The organism is Deinococcota bacterium (assembly GCA_030858465.1).
Classification (GTDB): domain Bacteria; phylum Deinococcota; class Deinococci; order Deinococcales; family Trueperaceae; genus JALZLY01.
In genome coordinates this window covers 1-22,985 of the sequence record JALZLY010000356.1, presented here as the reverse complement: position 1 = coordinate 22,985, position 22,985 = coordinate 1, and the positions used below count along the sequence as shown (strand labels likewise).

The following is a 22,985-nucleotide window of genomic DNA, read 5'->3' as shown; positions in this document are numbered from 1 at the left end:
ATCAGATCAAACCTACCCCCTTTACCTTAGAGCCGAACGAGAGGGAAACAATGAACAATGTAGGCCACCTTTCGGAGTCGAGCTTGACCCTACTCGGATCCGCTCCAGACTCTCCATTGATTCTCATTACTTGCGTCGCTCACGAGAGCACGGTGCTCCGGCCGTGCTGAACCTTCCGGTTCGACAGTTTATTCAAGTACCGTCGCCAGACAGCTCACGATTGAGTACCCACGTATCTCGGCCCAATATCCCAATACTATGTCGGCCTATGAGTAGCAGGTGGGCCAAACGTGAGGCCATGACGAAGGGCTGACAGTCTGAACTTAGATTGAGGCAGTTGGATCTTCTACAGGAGGAAACCATGCAAAGACTACTGATCACCCTCGGAATGCTCGCGTTTGCCCTGATTCCCGGCCTCGCCGCGGCGCAGACCGTCGATCTTCTCGGCGCCGGCGCCACTTTTCCCGCGCCGCTCGTCACCGCCATGGCCGATGAGTACCGCGACGTGACCGGCGGCCGCGTCACCATCAACTACCAGTCGATCGGCTCGGGCGGCGGCATTCAGCAGTTCTTGGAGCAGACCATCATGTTCGGCATGACCGAACGCTTCTTGACCGACGAGCAGCTCGAGGAAGTGCAGGCGGCCACCGGCGGCACCGCCTTCAACATGCCGATCACCCTGGGTGACGTGGTGCCGACCTACAACCTGCCCGGCGTCGAGACCGGCCTGGTCTTCGACGGCGAACTCTTGGCCAACCTCTTTCTCGGCCGCATCGCCCAGTGGAACGACCCGCGCATCGCCGAGCTCAACCCGGACGTCGCCCTGCCGCCGCTCTTCGTGCAGGTAGTCCACCGCTCCGACGGCTCGGGCACCACGGCCATCTGGACCGATTACCTGACCAAGATCTCCGAGGGCTGGGCTGCCGAAGTGGGCTTCGGCACCAGCGTGAACTGGCCGACGGGCATCGGCGGCAACGGCAACGAGGGCGTAGCCGGGGTGGTGCAGCAGACGCCCGGCGCGCTCGGCTACAACTCGCTCGTCTACGCCACCTTAAACGACATCGCCTACGGCTACGTCGTCAACAGCGCGGGCAACGTCATCGAGCCCAGCCTGGCGGCCACCTCCGCGGCCGCGGACGTCGAGATCGCCGCTGATACCCGCGTCTCGATCACCGACACCGACGCGCCGGAGGGTTATCCCATCGCCGGCTTCGCCTGGATGCTCGTCTACGAAAACCTCGACCAGAACAACGCCATCCAGACCCGCGAGCAGGCCGAGGACCTGGTGCGCTTTATCATCTGGGCCATCACCGACGGCCAGGAGCTCGCGGAGCCGCTCGACTTCTCGAGGGTTCCCGAGGCCGTGGTCGAGCTCAACATGGATATGATCCGCGAACTCAAGTGGCAGGGCGAGGCTATCGGCGAGCAGGTTCTCGCTGAAATGACGGCTGCCGGCAACTAGCCGACCCCGACGGGACGGGCGGCCATGCCGCCCGTCCTTGGCTCTTATCATCTGGCTGCTCGAGGAGACACTGTGCAACGCCCATTCGCGCCTTCAGAGATGACGCGCCGCACCCCAAGCGCCGTCTACCGCTGGCTGGGAGACCGCATCTTTGCCGTGACGGTCACCCTGCTCGGCAGCGCCGTGATCGTGCTGGCCGCGCTGATGGCCTGGGTGCTCTGGGCCGACGCCTCGGTGCCGATCCGGCAGTTCGGCTTTTTCGGCTTCCTGACCGGGACCACCTGGGACCCCGTCATTCGGGTGAGCTTCGGCGCCTGGCCCTTTCTGTTGGGCACCTTGATCACCAGCGTCGCCGCGCTGATCCTCTCCTTTTTTCCCGCCCTGGGGGTCGCCATCTTCACGGCGGAGTACGCGCCGCGCTGGCTCGCCACCATCATCGACTACACCGTGGATCTGTTGGCGGCGATCCCCAGCGTGGTGGTCGGCATCTGGGGCATCTTCGTCTTGGCGCCGTGGTTGCGCGACACCTTGTATATGCCTGTCTTCTTGGGGACTGCCGAGCACGCGCCCTGGGCCTTGAGCTTTCTGGGCAACCCGACGGGCTACGGCCTGGTCACGGCGACGCTGGTGCTCGCCTTGATGATCGTGCCCTACACCACCGCGCTGGCCAGGGACGCCATCCGGCTGGTGCCCAAGGAGCAGCGTGAAGCGGCCTGGGCGCTCGGCGCGACGCATTGGGAGGTGATGCGCATGGCCGTGTTGCCTTACGCTCGAGGAGGGATCACCGCGGGCGCCATCCTCTCCTTCGGCCGGGCGATCGGCGAGACGATGGCGGTAGCGATGCTGATCGGCAACTCCAACACCCTGCCCTTTACCCTCTTCGGCCCTGCCGCCACCATGCCGTCGGTGATCGTGAACGAGTTCCGCGAGGCGGTCGTCAACCTGCACCGGCTCAGCCTCATGGCGATCGGCTTCTACCTCTTCCTCATCTCGCTGATCGTCAACCTGATCGCGGCCTATGTCCAGCGCAAGCTGGTGGTGGGGAGCCGCGGCCTATGAACCTGCGCGCGCGCTACCTGCGCGACCGCTTCATGCAGGGGCTCCTCCTGCTCTGCACCGCCCTGGTGCTGGTGCCGCTCGTGATCATCATCGCCTACGTGGTGGTCAACGGCGTTGGCGCCCTCAACTGGGACTTTTTCACTCAGGACCTGGGCTCGCCCGCGCGCGCGCAGCAGGGCCGGCCGACCGGTCTCGCGCACTCCATCCTGGGGACCATCGTCATCGACACCACCGCGCTCCTTGTGGTCATTCCCTTCGGGATCGGCGCGGGCATCATGCTGTCGGAGTACCCCGATCACCCCCTGAACCCCGTCCTGCGCATCTTGAACGACACCTTAAACGGCATGCCGGCCATCCTCAAGGGGCTCGTCGTCTTTGCCCTCATCGTGCGTCCGGCGGGCGCCTTTTCGGGCTGGGCCGGGGCGGTCGCGCTCGCCTTCGTCATGCTGCCGATCATCGCTCGCACGACGGAGGGGGTGCTCGGCATCATCCCCTGGTCGATTCGCGAGGCGGCCCTGGCCCTCGGGCTGCCCCGCTGGCGCGTGGTCTTGTCGGCGGTCCTGCCGGCGGCGAAAACGGGGGTGGTGACGGGCATCCTGATCGCCTTTGCGCGCGCCGCCGGCGAGGCCGCGCCGCTCCTCTTTACCTCGTTCGGCAACAACTACCTGCCCAGAAACCCGTGGAACCCGCTAAACTATCTGGTCAGGGAGGCCGACACCTTGCCGCAGCGCCTCTACAGCCTGGCGATCAGCCCCTACCGGCAGTGGCACGAGATGGGTTGGGCGGCGGGGATCATCCTGCTCGCCCTGGTGATGGTCGCGTTTCTGGCGGCGCGCCTGGCGACGCGCCAGCGCTACTAGACCAGCGCTACTAGACCAGCGCTACTAGAGAGGAGAAGGATGGCAAGTCGCCTTAGAGAAGGGCAAACCCGGCCCGCCACGCCGGGGCCCACCGCTGCGGGCCTGCCCCAGCGGGCTGCCGAAACTGCGGCTGCCGAGACCGTGATTCGCCTGGAAACGAAAGGCCTGACGGTTCATTACGGCGCCGCCGTGGGCGTTCAGGACATCAGCCTGCCGGTCTACGACCGCAAGGTGACGGCGCTCATCGGGCCGTCGGGCTGCGGCAAGAGCACCTTTTTGCGCGCCTTGAACCGCATGCACGATCTCACCCGCGGCGCCAAGGTCACGGGACAGGCGTTCCTGGACGGCGCCGACATCTACGCGCCCAAAGTAGACCCGGTGACCATCCGGCGCAAGATCGGTATGGTCTTTCAAAAGCCCACGCCCTTCCCGACCATGTCGATCTACGACAACGTCGTCGCCGGCTTAAAGCTCGTCGGCGTCCGCAAGCGCGCCCTGCTCGACGAGGTGGCCGAGCGGGCGCTTCTGCAGGCGGCCCTGTGGGACGAGGTCAAGGAGCGGCTGGGGGCGGCGGCGAGCGGCTTGTCGGGCGGCCAGCAGCAGCGCCTGTCGATCGCCCGGGCCTTGGCGGTCGAGCCCGAAGTGCTGCTCATGGACGAGCCCACGAGCTCCTTGGACCCGCAGTCCACCAAGCGCATCGAGGATCTCCTCGAGACGCTCAAGGACGAGGTCACCATCGTCATCGTCACCCACAACATGCAGCAGGCGGCGCGAATCTCGGATTACACCGGCTTCTTTTTTGAAGGCCAGCTCATCGAGTTTGGTACCACCGACAAGATGTTCACCAACCCCAAGGAGCGGCGCACCGAGGACTACATCACCGGGCGTTTCGGCTAGAGGCGGCGGGGCTCGAGCGATAGGGCGTACTCACACCGTCTGGAGCGCCCCAACCGTCACCGCTTGCCCGCGCCTCACTCGCCCTCCCCGACCTCCGGTCGCCGCCCCTGCACCTCGCCCGGGCCTAAGTCAAGATCGCGCTCCGCGGCGACCTCTTCCGCGCGGTAGGGCTCAAAGTCCTCATCTAGCAGCTCGTCGTTGCCCCAGGCGGTCAGCGTGTGGTTCAAGATGGCGGCGATGGCGGCGTCCGAGAGGTGAGGCCAGGGCGGCATCGCGCCGTGGTACTGGGCGCCCTCTACGGTGATCGGCCCGCGCAGGCCGTAGAGGACGACGTGCGCGAGGTAGTCGCGGCCCTCCTCGGCCCTATAAAGCGCGGGAACGTGGCCCGCGAGCGGCGGAAAGGCGCCGCGCACTCCCTGCCCCTGGGCTTGGTGGCAGCTCGAGCAGTTGGTCAGGTAGAGGGCTTCGCCATCGAGGTCGTCTTCGGAAGCGTCCGCGCCGTCGCCGGCTTCTCCTTGTTCGAGCGGTGGTTCGGTGCCCAGATAGCTGGCGAGGTAGTCGACGATCTCTTCGAACTCGTCGTCCGTGACCACCAGGCCAAACGAGATCATCTGGTGGACCAGCCCCTCCCAGCGCGAGCGGCTGAAGGTCGAGCCGACGATAAAGTCGAGGCCGTGACAGGTCTGGCAGGTGGCGAGAACGAGATCCCTGCCCGGCCCCTCGGGCAGGGCGTCGGCTTGCGCCACTGCCCCGGCGGCGAGCGCGAGGATGAGGACGGCGATAAGGCTGCGAACCCGGTTCATCGGTTGGCCTCACGACAAAAAGGGAAGCCCTCAGACGGGCCGAGGGCTCGGACACACGGCTTGATCAAGTGACGTTGACGCGGATGCGCTCGACGGCGTTCCACTCGTAGCCCGAGGGGTTCCAGAAGAGGTCGCCGCGCAGCGGCTGCGAGTGTCCGGCGTCGTCCACGGCGCGCACCCAGACCTCGCGCTCGCCCGCCTCGAGCTCGACTAGCGCGCGCCACAGGCTCCAGGCGTAAGGGCCCTCGGCCGCCTCGAGTTCGGCCTGGTGCCAGCTTTCGCCCTCGTCGCTCGACACTTCGACCGCGACGACGCGGCTGCGGCCGGCCGTCCAGGCCGGGCCGCTGAACTCGACGGCGCCCGCCTCGACCTCCTCGCCGCCCAAGGGCGCCCAGACGAAGCTCTTGGTGTTTTGCAGCCAGTTGGGGCGGCTGTTGGCTTCGGTAAAGGTGAACTCTTCGCCGGGCTCCAAGCGCTCATGGGGCACGCGGTAGCGCGGCAGCTGGTTGGCGTTGGTCGTCGGCCGCGCGTCGAAGCGCAGCTGATTCAGCCACTTGATGTTGTTGATGCCGTAAAAGCCCGGCAGGATGAGCCGGACGGGGCCGCCGTGGACCGCCGGGATGGGCTCACCGTTCATCTCAAAGGCGATGATGGCGTTGCCCATCACGTCCGCTAAGGGCACGCTGCGCTCGAGGTCGGGACCCGTCGGCGCGGCCGGCCGGTCCTGACCCCCCGCCGTCAAGAAGCGCGCGTCCTCGTGAAGCTCGTAGTCCGCCAGAAAGTCGCTCAGCCTGACGCCGCCAAAGGTGATGTTCGCCGTCGCGCCGTGGCGCCACTGCGCGCCCGACGCCCGCTCGAAGTCCGAGAAGAAGGCGCGCCCGTTGCCCGAACACTGCATCACCATCTCGACCTCGGCCGGCTCCACGTCCAGGTCGCGGATGTCGCCGGCGCGCACAAAACCGACGCGGTTGACGAGGCCGGTCACGTAGATCTCCCAGTCCTCCAAGGACGCGGGGGAAGCGTCGGTGTTCAGGTGCCCCTCGAGGTCTTGGTTGTTGCGGATGTACATGTACGCCTTGTCGGTGATGCGGCCCTCCCGGAGCACGTCGAGCGGCGTTTCCATCTGCACGGGCTGCTGCGTGTGCACGATCATGCCGTCGAGTTTGCCCGTCACCAGTTCGGAGGCCGGCGGCGCGTCCTGCGCCCAGGCGCGGCTGCCGATACGGGGCAAGCCCGCAGTGACCGCGGCCGTCAGCCCCAGACGGCGCATAAAGCTGCGCCGATGCAGCTTGGAACGGAGCGCCTTGTCGATGGCCTCTTGAAGCAGATTGCTCGCCACTGTCGTCCTCCTATGGAACATGGATGTTGACTCCCTGCATTATGGAGGGCTCGTCAGGCTTTGTCAATGTTACGGTACTCCTGCCTACGTCGGGCTTCACCCCAAGGACGCCGAAGGGCTGGGGCTTCAAACGCAGCCAGATCGACTTCGGCTGAGTGCAAGAATCCAGAGGGCCGATGGACCCGCACCGGCCCTCTGGATTCTTCTCACCTGCCCGATTCTTCTCGAGTGTCAAGCGCTGAACCCTAAAGAGGACACCTTTGCAGTAGGATGCAAAGCATGGAGCCAGGATGAAAAGCCTCATCGACCAGCACGGCCGGGTAGTTCGGGACCTGAGAATCAGCGTCACCCCGCGCTGCAACTTCGCCTGCTCCTACTGCGACCCGCTGGGCATGGGCCACAAAGACCCCTCGGGCACGGTCTCGGTTGAAGACGTCAACAATGTCGTCAAGGCCGCGGCGGGACTGGGCATGGAGTCGGTCAGGTTCACCGGCGGCGAGCCCCTCATCCGCAAGGAACTGCCCGAGATGATCCATAACGCCAAGCATGTGGTGGGCATTCAGGACGTGGCCGTCACCACCAACGCCAGCCTCCTGGCGCGCCGCCTGAAGGAACTCCTGGCCGCCGGCATGGACCGGGTCAACATCTCGCTCGACGCTTTAGACCCCGAGGTCTTCAAGAGGGCGACCGGCGGCGGCGATATCAGACCCGTGTGGCAGGGTATCGAGGCGGTCCTCGAGGCGGGCCTGCACCCGGTCAAGCTGAACGCGGTGATGATACGCGGCGTCAACGACGGCGAACTCTCCAGGCTGGCCGAGCTGACGAGGGACCTGCCCATCCACGTCCGTTACATCGAGTACATGCACCTCAACAACGCGCCCACGGATGATTACTTTCGCGCCTTTATGCCCGGTCGCGACATGAAAGAGGCGCTGGAACGGGAACTGGGCGAGCTTCTGCCCGTCGAGACCGACCCCAGCGCGCCGGCCAGGCTCTTTAGGGTGCCTGGCTGGCAGGGGGCCATCGGCTTCATCAACCCGGTGTCCGAGCCCTTCTGCGGGGCCTGTAGCAGGATGCGGCTGACCTCCGACGCTAAGGTGCGGCCCTGCCTGATGACCGACCGTGAGCTGGACATGCGGCCGGCGCTCCTCGCCGCTGATCCCATTGCCGCCATCCAGGAGGTCTTCCTCGTTGCCGCGCACAGGAAGGTCGCCTCGGGCATCACCACGCCCGTCAACCGGCCGCGGACGATGGTGGCGATCGGGGGTTAGCGAGACCCCGCTGCCTGTGGGACTCGTCGGCCCGCAGCAGGACGAGTCGCCAACGCCGCCCCTGCACACCCCGGTTCTGGGTCGCTCGAGCCGAGCCGCCCGGGCGCTCTTCAGGTCGCCGCTGAGGGCTGCGACCACCGAGCGGACCTGTTCGTAGCCCGTGAGCATCGTTCGTGCATCGATAGCATTAGGCACATAGAAGATTGTCAATATGCTTGCCCCGTGCCCACCGTTCTTGATCCAAGGCTTGAGGCTGAGAAATAGACACATTGACATATGTCTATTTCTCGTCTAGACTGGGCTCATGGATAGCCTGGTCTACCGGCTTAAAGCCCTCGCCGACCCCGTCAGGCTCCGCATCCTGGACTTCCTGCTCGAGCCCGTCTTAAGCTGTTGCAGCCGCGAGGACGGCGTCTGCGCCTGCGACCTCGAGACCTTCTTGGGCCTCAGCCAGCCCACCGTCAGCCACCATATGAAGCTGCTGGTGCAGGCGGAGCTGGTGACGGCCGACAAGCGCGGGCGCTGGGTCTACTACGCCCTTGATCGCCAAACCATCGAAACGGTAACGGCGCGCCTGGCTCGCTATATAGCGCCCGTCGCCACTGCCGCCGACTAGGAGGGAGGTGAGATCATGAATGAAGGTCACATCTTTTTTGCCGAGCAAGATGATTGCTGCGCTTGCTGCGAGTTCTGCGAGCTGACCGGTTGCGACTGCGCCTGCTGCGGTTAGTCCGGACCTTTCTGGGGCGCCTCTCTCGCGCCCGGCCACGGCCTGGGGAGGCTAATCATGAGCGTGTTTGGATGAGGCTGCTCGTTCTCTGCACCCACAATTCGGCGCGCAGCCAGATGGCCGAGGGCTGGCTCCGCTACTACGCCAAGGAGTTCAGCCTCGAGGCCGAGGTCTTCTCGGCGGGCACCGAGAGGACGAAGGTCAAGGCCGACGCGGTCGCGGTGATGGCGGAGGTCGGCGTCGACCTCCGCGGCCACCACTCCAAAACGCTCGATGAGCTGCCCGATCCCTGGAACTTCGACCTGATCATGACGGTCTGCGACTCGGCCAACGAGGCCTGCCCCAGCTACCCTGCCGCGACGCGGCGTCTCCACCTCGCCTTTCCCGACCCGAGCGGCGCGCCCCTGGAGCGCTGGCGCGAGGTGCGAGACCGCATCGGCGAGATGAGCCGAACATTCGTCTGGGCGCTGGTCCAGGGCCGGACACCCAGCGAGGCCGAGCTGACCGGGACGCCGACGTGATACAGTCGTTGATGCAGCCATTGATTGAAGCCATGAGGCTCCCAAACCCCGATGAGGCGTAAAAGCTGGCTCGCCGAGTTCATCGGCAGCTTCGCGCTGCTCTTTATCGGCGTCGGGGCGATCGCCGCGGGTGGCGACCTGGTCGCCGTGGCGCTGGCGCACGGCCTCACCATAGCAGCGATGGTGACGGCCTTTGGCCCGCTGTCGGGAGCGCACTTCAACCCGGCGGTAACGCTCGCCTTTCTCGTCACCGGCCGGATAGGGGCCGTCACGCTCCTGAGCTACTGGAGCGCCCAGCTCGCCGGCTCGAGCCTGGCGACGGCGCTCCTGGCCTCTCTCTACGGCGCCGAGGCTCTCGTCGCTTCTCGCTACGGCGCGCCGCGTCTCCAAGAGGGCCTGAGCCTCTGGGCGGGGGCGGGCATCGAGAGCGTGATCACTTTTTTTCTCGCCACGGTCATCTTCGCCGTGACTATCCAGCGCCACGCCAACGCCGGGCTCTATATCGGCGCGGCGGTGACGCTCGGCGCGCTCGGCGCCGGGCCGCTGACGGGCGCGGCCATGAACCCGGCCAGGGCCTTTGGCCCGGCGCTCGTGAGCGGCGCCTGGGAGGGACAGTGGATCTACTGGCTGGGGCCCTTCGCGGGCGCCGCCCTGGCCGCGCTGGTCCTCGACTACGTCTACCATAGGCCCGCTGCGCAGGGCGTGCTCGAGACGCCGCCGCAAAGCCACGGATAGGCGCTCCGAGGCGCACGCCGACGATATGGTAGGCTGGCTCCAGGAGGAACAGTTTGTGGATTTCAAGGTCGGCGACAACGTAGTCTATCCTTCCCAGGGCGCCGGAATCATCAAGGAGAAAACCTCGCGCGCGGTCCTGGGAGAAACACAGGACTACCTCAAGATCAGCTTTATCAAGAGCGACATGGAGGTCTTGGTGCCGCTCAAAAAGGGCGCCGAGGTCGGCCTGCGCCTCACCGTGACCAAGGACGACCTGCCCAAGCTCTTTGAAGCCGTCTCCAAGGGCGAGATCGCCCTGCCGAGCCAGTGGACGCCGCGCTACCGCGCCGAGCAGGAGGTGCTCTCGACCGGCGACGCCTTCGACCTCGCCAGCATGATCGGCGCTCTGGCCGCCCGCGATGTCGAAAAGGGTCTGGCCGCCACCGAGCGCCAGGTCATGGAGGACGCCAAGAGCATGCTTGCCAGCGAGATCGCCGTGGTCGAGGGCACCGGCCTGCAAGCCGCCATGGCCAGGATCGACGAAGCCGCCAGCCACGCCTAGCGCCGTTGACCGGGCCGCTCTACTCGCCGGCGGTGGTAAGGGACCTGTTGAGCCGCTACGGGCTCAGACCCGACAAGGCCTTTGGGCAGAACTTTCTCATCGACGGCAACATCTTGGCGCGCATCGTCGAGGCGGCGCGGCTGGAGCCAGGGGATACGGTCTTGGAGATCGGCCCTGGCCTGGGCGTCTTGACCCGCGAATTGGCGGCGCGCGCCCGCGAGGTCGTCAGCGTCGAGCTCGACGGGCGCCTGCTGTCCGTTTTGAACGAGACCCTGGCGGACTGCCCCAACGTGAGGCTGGTCCACGCCGACGGCCTGACTTTCGACTTGGACATCTTGCCGCGGAACAGCCTGCTCGTCGCCAACCTGCCCTACAACGTCGGCACCGCCATGCTCACGCGGGCCCTGGTGTCCGGGCGCTTTAGGCGGCTCGTCTGCCTGCTGCAAAAGGAGGTGGCCCGTCGCCTCACGGCCGCGCCCGGCAGCGAGCTCTACGGCGCCTTGAGCCTGCTCGTCGCCCACTTCGCCGCGGCCGAGATCGTCCGCGAGGTGCCGCCTTTGGCCTTCCTGCCCGCGCCCGAGGTGACGAGCAGCGTGGTCAGGCTCGAGGTCGATCCCGCGGCGCGCCCGGCTCCCGAGCTCTTCAGGCTCATCCACCAAGGCTTTCGCCACCGTCGCAAGACCCTGAAAAGAAACCTGGTGATGGCAGGGCGTGCGGCCGGGCTCGTCGAAGAGGCGCTCGAGGCGTTGGGGCTCGATGCCAGGGTCCGGGCGGAGGCGCTGTCCCTGGAGCAGTTCGGGGCGCTAAGACAGCGACTTGACCAACACCCCCGGGAGGATAGGGTATAATCGCGCAAGCATCTTTGCGGAGCGCGAGGCTTGCCTCGCGGGAGAGAGTGGCAGGAGAGAGTAAATGCCTAAGTTTTTTGTTGTCGGCGACGTGACCGTCGATCAAATGTATTTCGTCAGCGAGCTTCCCGAGCCCGGCGGCGAGGTGAGCGCGAGCCGGGCCATGATGGAGCCGGGCGGCGCGGGCGGCACCATCGCCACCGCGCTCGCCTGGCTCGGCAACGAGGTGCTCTTGGCGGCGCGCGTCGGCACCGGACCCTTCGCGGAACTGGCGCTCAGGCGCGTCACCGAGGCCGGCGTCGAGAGCCGGCTGGTGCAGCGCGACAAGGACGTGCAAACGAGCAGCGTGACCCTGCTGATCACCCCCGACACGGAGCGCACCATGATCAGCGTCGGCGGCGCCAGCCGCAACTTGGACGCCGCCGAGCTGCGGGCCGATGACGTCGCCGCTTGCGACGCGCTGGTCATGAGCGCCTACAGCCTGATGGGCGGCTTGCAGCGCGAGTACGCGGTGAGGGCGCTCGAGGCCGCCAGGGCGGCCAGGCTGACCACCTTTATCGACATGGGCTCGGGCGCGGTCAATGCCCTCAGGGGCCGCCTGATCTCGCTCGTGCGCGAGGTGGATTACCTTTTGATGAACCAGCGCGAGCTCTATACGCTCACCGGCCATACCTCGATCTCGGACGCGGTGGTGGGCTTGGCCGAGCACGGCATCAAGCGGGTCATCGTCAAGGTCGGCGAGATGGGCTCGATCGTCATCACCCCCGAGCTCACCGAGCTCGTCGATCCCTTCGTCGTGGACGGCATCGTGGATTCGACGGGCGCCGGCGACTGCTACACCGCGGCCTTTGCCCACGGCATCATGCAGGGTTACGACCTCCAGTACGCCGCCAAGCTCGGCAACATCGCCGGCGCCCTCAGCGCCACCGTGGTCGGGGCGCAGAGGTACCACCTCGACGCCGGGGCCATCGAAGGCTACACCAAGAGCATGAGCATGACGGTACTGCAAGGGGTCAAGATCTAGGTGGGAACAGGAGTCAGCAGGTCCGCGCCGCTCGAGGCGGCTGCCCTATGACGCGGCCGGTGAAACGGCTGGCGGTCTGCCTGCTGTGGCTGTCGCTGGGGGTCGCCTCCGCACAGGGCGACTTCGAGCGGCGCTTCGAGGCGGCCTGGCGGCTGGTGGCCGAGCGCTACTGGGACCTCTCGCAAGTCGCCGTGGACTGGGACGAGGTGAGGGCGCGCTACGCGCCGGACGCGGCGGCGGTCGACGGCGACGACGCGCTCTACGCGCTCCTGGAGAGCATGTACCAGGAACTCGGCGACAACCACTCGGTCTTCGTGCCGCCGGCGCGGGTTTTGAGCATCCGCGAGCTGTACGGCGACCTGCCCTGCCTGGGCGTCTTTGCGGTGGACGATCTCAGCCGCGGCGGCAACGTGAGCTACCGCCTCCTGGACGGCGGCATCGGCTTTATCGAGCTTCCCGATCTGGTGGTGGCCGGCTCGGCGCAGGATCTGCGCGCCGCCGTCCAGACCCTGGTGCGGCAGGGCGCGAGCGGGCTGGTGCTCGACCTGCGCGGCAACCCGGGCGGGCGTCTGCTCGAGATGATGCAGGCGGCGGGCGTCTTCACGGGCGGCTTCTTGTGGCGGGTGGTGACCACCTGGACCCTGCCCGTGCCCTATCCCGCCCTGGGCGGCGTCGAGACCGACTTGCCGCTGGCGGTCCTCGTCGACGCCGGCGTCAACTCCGCCGCCGAGGGCTTGGCCGGCGCCCTGCAGACCTCGGGCCGGGCGACCATCGTCGGCGAGACGACGGCGGGCAACGTCGAGGCGGTCTTGCCCTTCTGTCTCGCCGACGGCTCGCAGGCCTGGATCGCCACGGGCGTCTTAGCGCCGCTCCTGGGCGCCACCTGGGAGGGGCGCGGGGTCGAGCCCGACCTCGTCACGCTGCCCGCAGAGGCCCTGGAGGCGGCGCTCGAGTTCTTCAGGACCCGATCAGAATGACGTGGACTACGCCGGGGCCGTGGACCCCGGTGGTCAGGGTGAGTTCGATGTCGGCGGTGCGGCTCGGGCCGGTCGCCTGCACCCAGGCGCTCGGCATGGCCCGGTAGTGGCTTTCCAGCGCCTCGGCCACCGTCGGCACGAGCTGCGCGACGTTTAGGAGGGCGACGTGGTGCATGGGCAGGAGCGAGTCCCGGCGGCCCGCCTCGCTCGTCAGGACCAGTGTGCCGGTGGCGGCGATCCCGTACCTCGCGCCGGTGATGCCCACGTCGGCGTCCCCGGGGTGGTCGGCCTGGGGGATGCCCAGATCTTCGATGACCTCGTCGACAACCCCGTCCGCACTGCGCAAGAAGGATTTGGCCCCGAAAGCCGCCACGAGTTCCCGCAGACAGCCCTTGGCTTCCGCCAGGTCAGCGACGCGGTGGACGTGGCCGCCGACCAGCGTGAGCTCGGCCGCGAAGAGGTCGGCGAGTTCGGCCGCGTCCCAGTCCGCAAGCGGGGCCAGGAGTGGCGGCGGCTCTTGAGCGGGCTGGCCGGGGTGCCTGTGAAGCGCGTCCCGCACGCGCTTCAAGAAGGCGTCCTTGGTCATTCCCGACCCTTCACGACATGGTCCTTCACGACATGGTCCTTCACGACATGATTCACGAGAGGCCCTCGCGCCAGAGCTGCCTGAAGGACTTCTTGGCCGGGGCCGGTAGGTCGCGCTCGGCGAGCCACTCCTTTAGGACCGGCAGGGCAGGTGCCGTCATGTGCCCGTCCCGCTCGAAGAGGCCGCTGCCCAGGCGCGCCCCGGCCGCGCCCAAGGCCCAGAGGTGTGGGCGCTGCGCGACGAAGGCAAAGGCGCCGACGGCCGCCCCTTCGGCCCTGGGCGACAGGCCCGCTTCGGCGCTGCGCCGGCGGTGCTCGATGAGGAGCTCGGGCAGAGGGATCTTGACGGGGCAGACCTCACCGCAGGCGCCGCAGAGGCTGCTCGCCTGGGGGAGCTGGCGGGTCGCCTCGAGCCCCAGCAGCCCAGGGTCCAAGACCGCGCCGATGGGTCCGGGATAGACCCAGCCGTAGGCGTGGCCGCCGATCTGCTGGTAGACCGGGCAGCTGTTCAAGCAGGCCCCGCAGCGGATGCACCTGAGGGCGTCGCGCAGCTTGGGGTCGGCCAGGACGGCGCTGCGGCCGTTGTCCACGATGAGCAGGTGAAACGCCTCGGGTCCGTCGCGCTCGCCCTGGCGCCTGGGCCCGGTGATCAGCGAGACGTAGGAGCTAGCCTTCTGGCCGGTGGCCGATCTGGGCAGCAGCGCCAGAAAGGCGGGCAGGTCGCGCAGGCGGGGGAGGACCTTCTCGAGCCCCATCATCGCCAGGTGGACCCTGGGCAAGGAGGTGGTCAGGCGGATATTGCCCTCGTTCTCGACCAGGACGATGGTGCCCGTCTCGGCGACGGCGAAGTTGGCGCCGCTGATGCCCATGTCGGCCTCCAAAAAGCGGTCGCGGAGGACCCTGCGGGCGGCCGCCGTGAGCGTCGCTACGTCGCTGCCGAGGGCGGTGCCCAGCCGTTCGTGAAAGAGCCGGTCGATCTGCTCCTTGGTCTTGTGGACGACCGGGGCGATGATGTGGCTCGGCCAGCCGTGCTCGAGCTGCAGGATGTACTCGCCCAGGTCGGTCTCGATCGGGCTGACGCCCGCCCTTTCCAGGGCCTCGTTCAGCCCGATCTCTTCGGAGAGCATCGACTTGGACTTGACGGCCGTCCTGACGCCCGCCTCCCTAGCGAGCCGGGTGACGACGGCATTGGCCTCGGCGGCGTCCGCGGCGAAGTGGACCTCTCCGCCCAACCTCTCGACGCTGGTCACCAGCTCGTCTAAGTAGACGTCCAGGTGTTCCAAGGTGTGCGCCTTGACGGCGGCGCAGTAGTCGCGCAAGTCCTCGAAGGAGGCCAGGGCGGCGACCGCCGCCTTGCGCCGGGACACGAACTGGCCCGTCGCGCGGCGCATGGCGGTCTGCAGCATCTCGTCGTGAAGGGCCCTTTTGGCGTTGTCCTTAAAGGTCTGGGTGGTGACTTCCATGGTGCTCCTTGTCTAGGCTGCGGCCCTGGCTCGCTCGACGCCGCGCCAGAGGAGTTCGGCGATGTGGATGACCTCGAGCTTCGCGGCCTCATCCGACTCCCCACGGCTCGAGCCCTCGCGGCGCAGGGTGCCGGAGAGCTGCATGAGGCAGCCGCCGTCGGTCGAGGTGAGCACCGCCGCCCCCGTGGCGTGGATGCCCGGCAGCTTGGCGCGCGCCATCGCCGCGCTGATCTCGGGCATCTTGACCGAGAAGAGGCCGCCGAAGCCGCAGCAGACGTCGCTGCCCTCGGCCTCGACGAGTTCGGCGCCCGCGGCCTTGAGGAGCCTTCTGGGTGCCTCGCGCACGCCCATGAAGCGCATGGCGTGGCAGGAGTCGTGGTAGGTCACGCGCGTGCCCGACAGGTCGGCGCCGATGTCCTCTTGGCCCAGGACCTCGGTGATAAAGGTGGTCAGCTCGAAGGTGCGCTCGGCCAGCCCGCGAGCGGCCGCGTAGGCCGGGCCGTCCTCGCTGAAGAGGTCGGGGTAGTGCCCGAGCATGGCCCCGCAGGAGCCCGAGGGCAGGACCACGTAGTCGGCGCCCCCGAAGACCCCGATATGGTGCCTGGCGACGGCCCTGGCCTCCCGGTGGTAGCCCGCGTTGTAGGCGGGCTGGCCGCAGCAGGTCTGGCCTTCGGGAAAGGCGACCTCGGCGCCCAAGTGGCGCAGGAGCTTGACCGTCGCCACCGCGACCTGGGGAAAGAGCTGGTCCGCCAGACAGGTGGCGAAGAGCGAGACGCGCAAGGAGTGACCCCTTTCCCCTCGAGTATACCCCGGCGCTATACCCTGCCGTGCTCGAGGGCCGGAGGGCGCGCCGGTCACCGCCGGCGTACAGCGGTATGAGCGCTGAGCGGTATGGACTCTGAGCGGTATGAATTCTGGCCCGGCTGTCGCGGCTCTGATCTGGGCACGGTCCTGAACGCGATTCCGCTTCCTGTTCTCGATCGGAACGAGGACGCAGATCCTTAGCTCGTCTTGAACGTCGCCGAAGGAACGGGATATCCGCGTTTTGCTACGGTCGCTGTACGCGTCATACCTTAGGCTTCTACAGAAGGAAAGGAGCAATCATGGCGGAAAAGACAACTTGGCCCGATCTGGCTATCGCGCTCTTCGAGCGACTCACCGAGCGCGGGGCGGTCATCAACTACGAGTTCAAGGACATGGTGGTGGAGGTGCCCAGAGATACCGGCAATGACTCACCCAGGGCGGTGTGGCGGCTGGACGGTCAGCTGCGCGTGACCACCGACGAGCCGGCGAAGTAGCGCGGCAGCGATGCTGCGCATCGATGCCAGTCTGGACATCAGCGTCGACGGCCAGCCCGCGCGCTTGCGCGGATCTGGTCGTGTCCTTCGTTTCGAAGTCGAGGAGACGGGCCTCCTCAGGCGCCTCGCTGCGGGTGTCCAGCAGCCCAGCGTGGATATAGGTGAGGTCCTCGCCGAGCAGGGGTTGACCGTAGAGGTCGCCGACCGCAAGGGAACCCTGCTCGTCATCGGCGCGAACGCCCGGCCCGGACCCCTCAACCGCTTTACCGGTTCGAAGTTCATCTCGCCCACGAGCTACGGCGCGGTGATGCGGCTCATTTTGAACGGCTGAAGGCCGCTTCAAAGGCCTGCCCCAGCGAGAGCAGGAGCGCTTCCTGGCCCGGCCTCGCAGCCAGCATCAGGCCCACCGGCAAGCCCTCCGAGCTGAGGCCGCAGGGCAGGCTGAGCGCGGGCGTTCCCAGAAAATTGAACACCATGGTATTGCGCAAGACCTTGTTGTTTGTCGAAAGGTAGAGCTCATCCGTCGCCACCTCGACTATCTTGGGCGGCAGGACGGCGACGGTCGGGGCGACGACGACTTCATAAGCCTCGAACGCTTCCCAGAAGCGGCGCTGCAGGCCGCGACGCTCCTGGCCCAGGCGGATGTAGTCCTTGGCGGGCCGGTCCCTGAACGGCAGGATGCGCGTGACCACGCGCGGGTCCATGTCCGCGCCGCGCCTGTCAATCATCTCCTCGTAGAGCGCCAGCGCCTCGTGCCCGGCGAAGGAGCCGTAGCGTTCGTAGAGCGCGGGGATCTCGCGCAGGATCTCGGCTTCCCGGCGCCCCTGCCGCGCGCCGAGCTCCTGCAGCAGGCCGCAGGCGGCGTCGAAGCAGCGGGCGACCTCGGGCGCCAAGCCGTCTTGCAAGACGGCCTCGGGTACGAGCAGCCTGAGCCCTTTCGGGTTCGCGGGCGGCAGGGGTGCCGGGGGCAGGGCGAGCAGCGCGCGCCACAGGTGCCAGCCATCCTCGACGGTCCGGGTGATGGGGCCGAGGGTATCGAGGGTGAGCGACAGCGGCGTCACCCCCTCCAGCGGCAGGGAGCCGTCCGTGGTCTTGAGCCCCACTAGGCCGTTGAAGGCCGCGGGGATGCGCACCGAGCCGCCGGTGTCCGAGCCGATGGCGGCGCAGGCCAGGCCGCCGGCGACCGCCACCGCCGAACCCGACGAGGAGCCGCCGGGCAGGCGCTCCGGGTCGAAGGCGTTCCGGGGCGTGCCGAAGTGCGGGTTGATGCCGAGGCCCGAAAAGGCCAGCTCGGTCATGGTGGTCTTGCCCAAAAAGACCGCGCCCGCCTCGTCCAGCCGTGCCGCCACCGGAGCGTCCGCGGCGGCCGCTGGCCCCTCGGCCAGCACCTTCGAGCCCGCCGCCGTCACCTCGCCGCGCGTGCCAATCAGGTCCTTGAGCGCGAGCGGCACCCCTTGCAGCGGCCCCAGGTCGGTGCCGGCCGCGAACAGAGCGTCGGCGCGCTTCGCCTGCGCTCGCGCCCGTTCCTCGGTGACGAGGCGGTAGACGGGGCCGGGCTCGAGGCGGTCCAGATAGGCCTCGGTCACGTCCGTAGGGGTGAACTCGCCGCGGCGGTAGGCGCTGGCGAGTTCGGTCAGCGAGAGGGCGGTCGGGTCGCGGTCCATACCCGCAGTATAATGAGCTGAGCCCAAAAAGTGACCCGTATTCGTCTTGGGTCCGAATACGGGTCGGCCACCTGAGGGAATAATCAAGGGCTGACCCAATGATAAGCTCTCCGTGCTCGCCGCGCCATCCGCCAAAGGTCTTAGGGAGACTAGGTCTCTAGTCTTAAGACTAGAGTCTTAAGACTCTAGTCTTAAGACCCAGCCGCTAGGGGCTGATCTCGACCGCCGGGGCGTGAGGAAACGAGAGCCGGGCCGGAAAGAGTTCGGCGGCCGGCAGCGCGGGCTCGAGCGTGAAGGGCAGGGTGCAGCGCAGCGTCTGGCCGGGCCGTAGTTCGGCCTGGCAGCGCCCCATGTGGGGAAGGGGCTTGAAGACCTTGCCGCCCGCGCTGGTCAGCGTGAAGCGGTCGAGCGATGCCGTCAGCGCGACCTCACCCGCGTTGACGACGGTGACGACCAGGTCGAGCCGGTCATAGCAGCGTGCGCCCCCTTCCCGGCCAATCCCTTCCTGGCTACAGGTGTAGACGTTGGTGTAGCTCTTGCGCACGTCGAAGAGTTCCACGCTGGGCTCTCCAAGGCTCCCCGCGCCGCTGCAGCCGAGCAGCGTGAACAGCAACAGGAGCGAAATCCTAGCTCGTACCATCAAACCCTCCCGGGCCGGCCTGTGCCCGCGTTTGGCCGCGGTCTCGAGACGCTGCCGCCTGCGCCGATGTCTCCCATAACTGTCTCCAACAACCGACTCCAGTGACCGACTCCGACGACCGGTTATACCAGATTGCAAGTCGGCGCGGTTGCAAGTCGCACAGGCGGCTTTCGTCCGCGCCGCTTGCCGGGAACGCTCGGTTAGCGAGGGCAGGCGCAAGACCCGTTCTGCTCCGCTTTTCATCCCGTGGCCTGAAGGCCGGTCCCAAGAGACGGCAGCGGGCATCGGCGCGGACGAAGTGCCGCGGCCGGCATAGAATAGAGCTATGAAAACCGCCATTCTCTTCGACTTCGATGGCACCCTCGTCACCTACAGGGGCAACTTTCCCACGCTCATGTTTGCCGTGGCCGACGGTCTCGAGATTCCCGCCGAAGACCGCGAAGCCTTTGCCGACGAGCTCGTGCAGGGGCTCCTGCGCGACGGCGCGGTGACCCTCCACTCGGCGGCGCTGAGCGCCTTGCAGATCTTGGGCTACCGTGCGCCCGCTGCTATGGACGAGGTGATAGAGAGGACGCTTCTGGCCTATAGCCACGACATCAGGGTGCGGCCGGGGGCGCGCGAACTCTTGGCGCGGGCGGCGCGGGAGATGCCGCTGGCGCTAGTCACCAACGGGCCGAGCGACATGCAGCGGCGGGCGCTCGAAGCCTCGGGTCTGGCCGGCTACTTCGAGAGCGTACTCATCTCGGGCGACGACGACGTGGCCTCGCGCAAACCCCACCCCCTCATCTTCGGGCTCGCCTGCGAGCGCCTGGGCGTCCTGCCCCGGCACACGCTGATGGTCGGCGACAACCGCGAGGCGGACATTAGCGGCGCCCTGGCGTCCGGCCTGCAGGCGATCGAGGTGGGGCCGGACGCGGACCTGCTCGCGCTCTACGGCGTGATCAAAGACTACCTCGAGGCCGGCTAGCGCGCAACTCCTTTTATTCCCTCGTGGGTGTTGAGCATGGTCCTCCTCCAGGAAGGGGTAAGGATGGTCGTTTACTCGAGCAGCATGTCGCGGAGCGGGCGGCGGCCGCGCCGGAAGCCGACGTGGCCGACCACCACGCCCTGCACCTTGACCTGCTGGGTGGGCAGACGGATGGGCGCGTAGGCGGGGTTTTCGGCGATGAGCAGAACCGTGCCGTCCTGCTTGTACAGGCGCTTTAAGGTAGCGCTCTCCTCGTCGGGCAAAAAGGCCACCACGATCTCGCCGTCCATGACCTCTTCGCTGGGTCTGACCACCACGTAGTCGCCGGGAAAGTAGCCCGCGCCGGTCATCGAGTCGCCGTCTACCTTGAGCAGGAAGTCCTGCTCTTGCAGGGGCAGGAGGTCGGTCAGGCGGTTGGTGTAGCCCTCGAGGTTCTCGGCGGCGTGGATGGGCTCGCCCGCGGCGATGCTGCCCAAGACGGCGAAGCCGGGCCCGCCCAGGAGCGCGCGCGCCCTCTCGGTCAGGGCGGGGCTGAGGCTCTGCCGGCTCTGCGCCCTGAAGGTGAGGTAGCCGAGCCCGCGCAAGGCCCAGACGTGCTCGCGGCTGTTCTGGCGGCTGATGCCCAAGCGCGTTGCCAGTTCCGTGACGGTCGGCGCGCGGCCCAGCTCGTCCTCGAGCCCGCCGATGACCTTGAGAATGTCGAATTGTCGGTCGGTGAGCCTTTTCATCGTTTCAATCCGTCCGGCCTAAGCCGGTGCCTTATAGGCAAACGCTTCACGAATTAGCCTCTTGAGCGGCTCAGGCTTGACATCGCTCTCTTTGCGGATCTTCACGTGCCGAAGCTCTTTGCCGGTTCCCTCGAGCAAGTTCTCGGGATCGGGTAAATGGACGCCCTTGTAAAAGCCCACATTGGCGCCTCCCTTGAGAGGTGCGATATAGACGCCGCCCTCGAAGATGATGGCCTTCCAACCCGCGTGAACGTGCTCGGCGGCGTCTGGCTTGACCTCGCGCACGAGCCCCCATAACCCGTGGACCAAGCTGTTCACTGTCGGGGAATAGTTCGTCAGGAGCTCATCGACGCTGAGTGCTGTCTTTTCTTGTTTGCGTGTCATTTGTTTCTCCCTTACCGCTCGAAGAAGGCGGGCGGCTCTATGCCCAAGAGACGCAAGTAGACGTAGCCCTGGGCGCGGTGGTGGATCTCGTTGTCGATCATGTAGAGGAAGTCTTCGAGGGGGGAGAGGGGTTTTGGCAAGGGAACGGGCCCTATCTCGAGCAGGCGCGCTGGTTTCAGCTCCGGCCAGCGCGCCCTCGTCTCCCCGCGCACCTGAGCGCAGGCTTCGAGCAAGTCGCCTTTGCTCGTAAACTCCTGAGCGTTCTCAAAGCGCCATTCCCCCGTCAGCAGGGCGTTCACCAAGACCTTTTCGACGTTGATGATTTCAGCGACCATGCCCCCGAAGGGACGCATGGGCGCAGCAGGGCTATAGCCGAACAGCTCCTCCTCCGGAAAAGCCTCGAGCACGCGCAAGGTGAGCCGCCGGTGGCCCTCCCAGTGCTCGAGCAGGGCGTCTGGGGTCAAAAGTTCACTCATCCGTTGCCTCCATGACCTGCGTGGCGATCCACCAGGTGTTGCCCGCTGGGTCTTTTACTCCCGCGCGACGGTCAGGGTCACCATCCCTTTGACTCGGCTCTTCGACGGAGAGGCCACCCGCCTCGAGAGCGCGCCGGTACGAGGCGTCCACGTCGGGCACGTAAACGTGGAGCCAGACCGGAAAGGCCGGATGTTCGCCTCCGCCGTCAGCGATCATCACGACCGTGTCGTCGATCTGGACCTCGGCGTGCATGATGGTGCCGTCGGGCATATCAAAGCGGCGCGTCTGCTTGGCGCCGAACGTCGCGCCCAGAAAATCGATGACGCCCTGCGCTCCGTCCGCTACCACATAAGCCGAGACGCTCGAGTACCCTTGTGGCTTGTATTGCTTCATCGCTGCATCCTCCTTAACGAGTAGTCCTGCGGCGTCGCGCCGCTTACGCCTTGGTCATTAGATTCTCGAGCTGAAACTGGTGCCTGATGGGGTGCATCACCGCGTGCTCGAGCATGACGTCGATGCACAAGTGGTGGGTCCCGTTGTTGGCAACGTACTCGGGCTGGTAGAGCGCTTCTTCTGCCAGGTCAACGAGAGGTAAGCGCCAACGCTCCAGAAGGTGCTCGAGGTAAGCTTCGGCGCGACTTGCCATCTCCTCGTCGTCGGGGATGGGATCGATGCCTGGGTCCGGAAGCTCGAGCTGTTTGCACATCCACAGCATGTAGCCTCGAGCGGCTGCAAGCACGTGCCCCAGCAGCGTGTCCATAGATCGGTAGGCCCGATCGTCCGTTTCGGGCAGCGTCACGTTTGCTGCCTTGGCCTCCCGCCAGGTCTCTACAAACGAGCGCAGATGCCTCTCGTGCAAAAGAACCAGGGCTCGAGCACCTCGGTAACGGTAGTTGGCGAGTTCTTGCATATCGCTTGTCTCCTTTCGGGCGTCAGGCATGGGGCTCCGTCTTATCGCTCGTAAAAGGCGGGTGGCGTCCTGCCGAGCAGGCGCAAATAGACGTATCCTTGGGCCCGGTGGTGGATTTCGTTGTCGATGAGATAGAGCACGCGCGCCAGGTTTGTCTTCGGCGGCCCGCCGAAGAAATGATCGGCTTCAAGCTCGAGGAGCTTTTTTGTGCTCACGTCTTGCCAGTATCGCAAAAGGGTTTCATTCGACTCGTCCCAGGCAGCGAGATAAGCTTCTTTAGTTTTGACATGCTCGTAGCGCGTCTCCCAGCGCCACTCACCCGTCGCCACGCCGCGTAAGACCGGCTCGATTTCAAGCGCCTCGCGCATCATTTCGGCAAAGGAGCGCAAGGGCGGGGCGGGAAGGTAGCTAAAGAGTTCGGCTTCGGGAAAGGCCTCGAGGGTGCGGCGGGTCAGCCGCCGGTGGCCCTGCCAGTGCTCGAGCAAGGCGTCTGAGGTCATCAGCCCGTTCACGCCCTGTCTCCCTCGCCCCGCCACGGTCCCCACATGAGGTCTTCGTCGGGCAGGGCATGGCCCGCCGTCTTGAGCGCCAGCAGGAGCTGGCCGCGGGGGTGGGCGTCGTGGACCATCATGTGGATGAGGGAGGCTTCCACGCTCGAGTGCGGCAACTCACCCGTGCCCTCGGCAACGTCGGCGGCCTCGAGCGCCGTTTGATGCGTCTGCGCCATCACCTCGCGGATGCGCGCGGGGTCGGTCTCAGCAACAAAATCGTCGGCGTCCGGCTCGTACAGGTCGGCTAGGCC

At 66.7% G+C, this 22,985-nt stretch carries 29 protein-coding genes; 15 read left to right on the top strand and 14 right to left on the bottom strand.

All coding sequences use genetic code 11. The features are described from left to right. Nucleotides 1–361 precede the first annotated feature (361 nt). The 4 genes from pstS (at nt 362) to pstB (ending at nt 4,278) form a co-directional block, all read left to right on the top strand. On the top strand, nt 362–1,462 hold the full coding sequence (gene pstS, locus M3498_17515; GenBank protein ID MDQ3461064.1) for a phosphate ABC transporter substrate-binding protein PstS: 1,101 nt from the start codon (nt 362–364) through the stop codon (nt 1,460–1,462). A 99-nt stretch (nt 1,463–1,561) separates the two neighbouring features. Continuing rightward, nucleotides 1,562–2,521, top strand: a complete 960-nt coding sequence (gene pstC, locus M3498_17510) for a phosphate ABC transporter permease subunit PstC (GenBank protein ID MDQ3461063.1) — start codon at nt 1,562–1,564, stop codon at nt 2,519–2,521. After that, nucleotides 2,518–3,381: a phosphate ABC transporter permease PstA gene (gene pstA / locus M3498_17505; GenBank protein ID MDQ3461062.1), complete on the top strand. Its 864-nt coding sequence runs from the start codon at nt 2,518–2,520 to the stop codon at nt 3,379–3,381. The genes pstC and pstA overlap by 4 nt, the downstream gene beginning before the upstream one ends. Before the next feature lie 39 nt (nt 3,382–3,420). Beyond that, nucleotides 3,421–4,278 carry a phosphate ABC transporter ATP-binding protein PstB gene (gene pstB, locus M3498_17500; GenBank protein ID MDQ3461061.1) on the top strand — a complete coding sequence of 286 codons (858 nt, stop codon included), beginning with the start codon at nt 3,421–3,423 and terminating at the stop codon, nt 4,276–4,278. Nucleotides 4,279–4,352: 74 nt separating this feature from the next. Here pstB and M3498_17495 read toward each other — a convergent pair whose 3' ends face one another. Continuing rightward, nucleotides 4,353–5,081, bottom strand: a complete 729-nt coding sequence (locus tag M3498_17495) for a c-type cytochrome (GenBank protein MDQ3461060.1) — start codon at nt 5,079–5,081, stop codon at nt 4,353–4,355. 64 nt (nt 5,082–5,145) lie between these two features. After that, nucleotides 5,146–6,420: a sulfite oxidase gene (locus M3498_17490; GenBank protein ID MDQ3461059.1), complete on the bottom strand. Its 1,275-nt coding sequence runs from the start codon at nt 6,418–6,420 to the stop codon at nt 5,146–5,148. A 290-nt stretch (nt 6,421–6,710) separates the two neighbouring features. Between M3498_17490 and moaA the strand changes: the two genes are divergently transcribed. The 8 genes from moaA (at nt 6,711) to M3498_17450 (ending at nt 13,067) form a co-directional block, all read left to right on the top strand. Further along, complete coding sequence (moaA, locus tag M3498_17485; GenBank protein MDQ3461058.1) at nt 6,711–7,691, top strand: GTP 3',8-cyclase MoaA; 981 nt, start codon at nt 6,711–6,713, stop codon at nt 7,689–7,691. A gap of 304 nt (nt 7,692–7,995) precedes the next feature. Further along, the gene (locus tag M3498_17480; GenBank protein MDQ3461057.1) at nt 7,996–8,307 is read left to right on the top strand and encodes a metalloregulator ArsR/SmtB family transcription factor; all 312 of its coding nucleotides are present in this window, start codon (nt 7,996–7,998) and stop codon (nt 8,305–8,307) included. A gap of 185 nt (nt 8,308–8,492) precedes the next feature. Further along, the gene (locus M3498_17475) at nt 8,493–8,942 is read left to right on the top strand and encodes an arsenate reductase ArsC (protein ID MDQ3461056.1); all 450 of its coding nucleotides are present in this window, start codon (nt 8,493–8,495) and stop codon (nt 8,940–8,942) included. A 51-nt stretch (nt 8,943–8,993) separates the two neighbouring features. After that, complete coding sequence (locus M3498_17470) at nt 8,994–9,677, top strand: aquaporin (GenBank protein ID MDQ3461055.1); 684 nt, start codon at nt 8,994–8,996, stop codon at nt 9,675–9,677. Nucleotides 9,678–9,732: 55 nt separating this feature from the next. Continuing rightward, complete coding sequence (locus M3498_17465; GenBank protein ID MDQ3461054.1) at nt 9,733–10,218, top strand: CarD family transcriptional regulator; 486 nt, start codon at nt 9,733–9,735, stop codon at nt 10,216–10,218. A gap of 5 nt (nt 10,219–10,223) precedes the next feature. Then, nucleotides 10,224–11,066 (top strand): 16S rRNA (adenine(1518)-N(6)/adenine(1519)-N(6))-dimethyltransferase RsmA, encoded by an 843-nt coding sequence (gene rsmA / locus M3498_17460; GenBank protein ID MDQ3461053.1) that lies wholly within the window; start codon nt 10,224–10,226, stop codon nt 11,064–11,066. A gap of 64 nt (nt 11,067–11,130) precedes the next feature. Then, complete coding sequence (locus tag M3498_17455; protein MDQ3461052.1) at nt 11,131–12,090, top strand: carbohydrate kinase family protein; 960 nt, start codon at nt 11,131–11,133, stop codon at nt 12,088–12,090. A 47-nt stretch (nt 12,091–12,137) separates the two neighbouring features. Beyond that, nucleotides 12,138–13,067, top strand: a complete 930-nt coding sequence (locus M3498_17450; GenBank protein ID MDQ3461051.1) for a S41 family peptidase — start codon at nt 12,138–12,140, stop codon at nt 13,065–13,067. Here the strand turns inward: M3498_17450 and M3498_17445 are convergent. The 3 genes from M3498_17445 to M3498_17435 are packed head-to-tail and all read right to left on the bottom strand — an operon-like array spanning nt 13,048 to nt 15,895. After that, nucleotides 13,048–13,653, bottom strand: coding sequence for an LUD domain-containing protein (locus M3498_17445; protein ID MDQ3461050.1), 606 nt, complete (start codon nt 13,651–13,653; stop codon nt 13,048–13,050). The two genes, M3498_17450 and M3498_17445, sit on opposite strands and share 20 nt — an antisense overlap. Before the next feature lie 52 nt (nt 13,654–13,705). Next, nucleotides 13,706–15,115 carry a LutB/LldF family L-lactate oxidation iron-sulfur protein gene (locus M3498_17440; protein ID MDQ3461049.1) on the bottom strand — a complete coding sequence of 470 codons (1,410 nt, stop codon included), beginning with the start codon at nt 15,113–15,115 and terminating at the stop codon, nt 13,706–13,708. A 12-nt stretch (nt 15,116–15,127) separates the two neighbouring features. Then, nucleotides 15,128–15,895: a (Fe-S)-binding protein gene (locus M3498_17435; protein ID MDQ3461048.1), complete on the bottom strand. Its 768-nt coding sequence runs from the start codon at nt 15,893–15,895 to the stop codon at nt 15,128–15,130. Between the two features lie 323 nt (nt 15,896–16,218). On the opposite strand from M3498_17435, the gene M3498_17430 reads away from it, so the two are divergent. After that, complete coding sequence (locus M3498_17430; GenBank protein MDQ3461047.1) at nt 16,219–16,413, top strand: hypothetical protein; 195 nt, start codon at nt 16,219–16,221, stop codon at nt 16,411–16,413. A gap of 10 nt (nt 16,414–16,423) precedes the next feature. Continuing rightward, a complete protein-coding gene (locus M3498_17425) occupies nt 16,424–16,744 on the top strand; it encodes a hypothetical protein (protein ID MDQ3461046.1) in 321 nt (106 codons plus the stop codon). Here M3498_17425 and M3498_17420 read toward each other — a convergent pair. Further along, on the bottom strand, nt 16,728–18,077 hold the full coding sequence (locus M3498_17420; protein ID MDQ3461045.1) for an amidase family protein: 1,350 nt from the start codon (nt 18,075–18,077) through the stop codon (nt 16,728–16,730). The two genes, M3498_17425 and M3498_17420, sit on opposite strands and share 17 nt — an antisense overlap. Before the next feature lie 205 nt (nt 18,078–18,282). Then, nucleotides 18,283–18,717: a hypothetical protein gene (locus M3498_17415; protein ID MDQ3461044.1), complete on the bottom strand. Its 435-nt coding sequence runs from the start codon at nt 18,715–18,717 to the stop codon at nt 18,283–18,285. Between the two features lie 325 nt (nt 18,718–19,042). Between M3498_17415 and M3498_17410 the strand changes: the two genes are divergently transcribed. Continuing rightward, complete coding sequence (locus M3498_17410; protein ID MDQ3461043.1) at nt 19,043–19,684, top strand: HAD family hydrolase; 642 nt, start codon at nt 19,043–19,045, stop codon at nt 19,682–19,684. Nucleotides 19,685–19,755: 71 nt separating this feature from the next. Here M3498_17410 and lexA read toward each other — a convergent pair whose 3' ends face one another. The 7 genes from lexA to M3498_17375 form a co-directional block, all read right to left on the bottom strand. After that, entirely contained in the window at nt 19,756–20,412 is a 657-nt protein-coding gene (gene lexA / locus M3498_17405; protein MDQ3461042.1) for a transcriptional repressor LexA, read from the bottom strand. A gap of 18 nt (nt 20,413–20,430) precedes the next feature. Continuing rightward, nucleotides 20,431–20,697: a DUF1801 domain-containing protein gene (locus M3498_17400; protein ID MDQ3461041.1), complete on the bottom strand. Its 267-nt coding sequence runs from the start codon at nt 20,695–20,697 to the stop codon at nt 20,431–20,433. A 110-nt stretch (nt 20,698–20,807) separates the two neighbouring features. Then, nucleotides 20,808–21,272 carry a DinB family protein gene (locus M3498_17395; GenBank protein MDQ3461040.1) on the bottom strand — a complete coding sequence of 155 codons (465 nt, stop codon included), beginning with the start codon at nt 21,270–21,272 and terminating at the stop codon, nt 20,808–20,810. Further along, nucleotides 21,265–21,666, bottom strand: coding sequence for a VOC family protein (locus tag M3498_17390; GenBank protein MDQ3461039.1), 402 nt, complete (start codon nt 21,664–21,666; stop codon nt 21,265–21,267). Before M3498_17390 ends, M3498_17395 begins: the two co-directional genes overlap by 8 nt. A 43-nt stretch (nt 21,667–21,709) precedes the next feature. Beyond that, a complete protein-coding gene (locus M3498_17385; GenBank protein MDQ3461038.1) occupies nt 21,710–22,183 on the bottom strand; it encodes a hypothetical protein in 474 nt (157 codons plus the stop codon). A gap of 41 nt (nt 22,184–22,224) precedes the next feature. Then, on the bottom strand, nt 22,225–22,695 hold the full coding sequence (locus M3498_17380; protein MDQ3461037.1) for a DinB family protein: 471 nt from the start codon (nt 22,693–22,695) through the stop codon (nt 22,225–22,227). Continuing rightward, nucleotides 22,692–22,985, bottom strand: a 294-nt coding sequence (locus M3498_17375; GenBank protein MDQ3461036.1) for a damage-inducible protein DinB, incomplete at its 5' end; no start/stop codon positions are given. The genes M3498_17375 and M3498_17380, both read right to left, overlap by 4 nt.